Origin of the sequence: Enterococcus sp. S183_ASV_20 (assembly GCF_018919685.1) — a bacterium.
Taxonomy (GTDB): domain Bacteria; phylum Bacillota; class Bacilli; order Lactobacillales; family Enterococcaceae; genus Enterococcus; species Enterococcus faecalis.
Genome location: NZ_JAHLRI010000145.1, coordinates 1 through 1134, shown reverse-complemented (window position 1 = coordinate 1134; position 1134 = coordinate 1). Strand labels below are relative to the sequence as shown.

Sequence of the window (1134 nt, the reverse complement as noted above, 5' to 3'; positions counted from 1 at the left end):
CCTTTAGCAGAATCTATTAACTTAGCTAGTGTATTACTGTAATTATTTCGAAATTCATTATTGGTAGTATATAAACCTGGTACACTAATAACTGAGAGACCCTCTATTTCCATGCTTGATGGCAGATTTTCCTTAGTATTTAAATCCGATTCCATACTTTCAGCAGAAACATTTAATATTGAGCTATGTTTATTCCCCCTAATTAATAATTTATTTAGTTCCGATATATTTTTTACTGACTTACCATAATTATAATTAGATAAGGTCGAGGCCCATTTTTTTTGATTTTCAATAATTCCAGATTGACTCATGATCTGTACAGCATCTACACTCCTAGTGTCTAACGATAAATATTGGTTTGATTGGTGTAGAATATATATACCTAAAAAAAATAAGCAACCTAAAGTAAATAAGTACTTAAATATTTTCATAACAAACCTCCCCATAATTACAATGGGAACAGAGGTAGAATAATCTATCTCTGTTCCCATTGTAATTACTATTTATAATAATAGTTTTAATATTAATTATGGTCTCCGACAAAGATTTTGTCCACCGCCAATATAACCTGCAGTAACAGACCCTACAGGACAAGCTCCTTGCCATGGAAAAGTCGTTCCTGACGGAACGTTCCAAGGTTTAAAATCTCCATTAGGAAAAGCTCCTTTAGGAGGGGTAACTGCTACTCCTCCACTAATTGCTTGAATTTCTACTTCTTTTAATTCTTTGTACTTTTTCATTCTACATTCCTCCTATTTATTCTTACAGCAAAATGAAAGCGGATTCATAAAGCTAATTTAATTAAACCAAACCTATGTGTATCTGTCAATAAGAACTAAAGGTAAATTTATTTCTTGTAGTATACGATATCAAAACTAACTTACACAGGACCTTTACTAAATTCTTATCGCTTTGCTAAAGCTGTCATTGATTCTTCATCGTTTGCTAGTGCTAACAACCGTTGAATTTTATCTTTTCTTTTTTCATCCATTCGTATTCTCCTGGCTCATAGTAATCTTTAAAATTGGATCATCTGCTGTATTTCTTGGAAAACCATACACGACTCCTTCTAACGCTCGTTCCATTTTCGTTTGTTTTTCGGTTCTTTCCTTTTTACTTTCATGATATAACTTT

Annotated in this window: 1 protein-coding gene and 2 pseudogenes; all 3 read right to left on the bottom strand. The window is 32.2% G+C overall.

Going from position 1 to position 1134, the window contains the following annotated elements; all coding sequences use genetic code 11:
• A pseudogene (locus tag KQI94_RS16075) lies at nt 1–431 on the bottom strand (peptidase S41); the annotation flags it as partial.
• 96 nt (nt 432–527) lie between these two features.
• Entirely contained in the window at nt 528–740 is a 213-nt protein-coding gene (locus KQI94_RS16070) for a hypothetical protein (protein WP_002360757.1), read from the bottom strand.
• 170 nt (nt 741–910) lie between these two features.
• A pseudogene (locus KQI94_RS16875) lies at nt 911–991 on the bottom strand (DUF2786 domain-containing protein); the annotation flags it as partial.
• Between the last annotated feature and the right edge of the window lie 143 nt (nt 992–1134).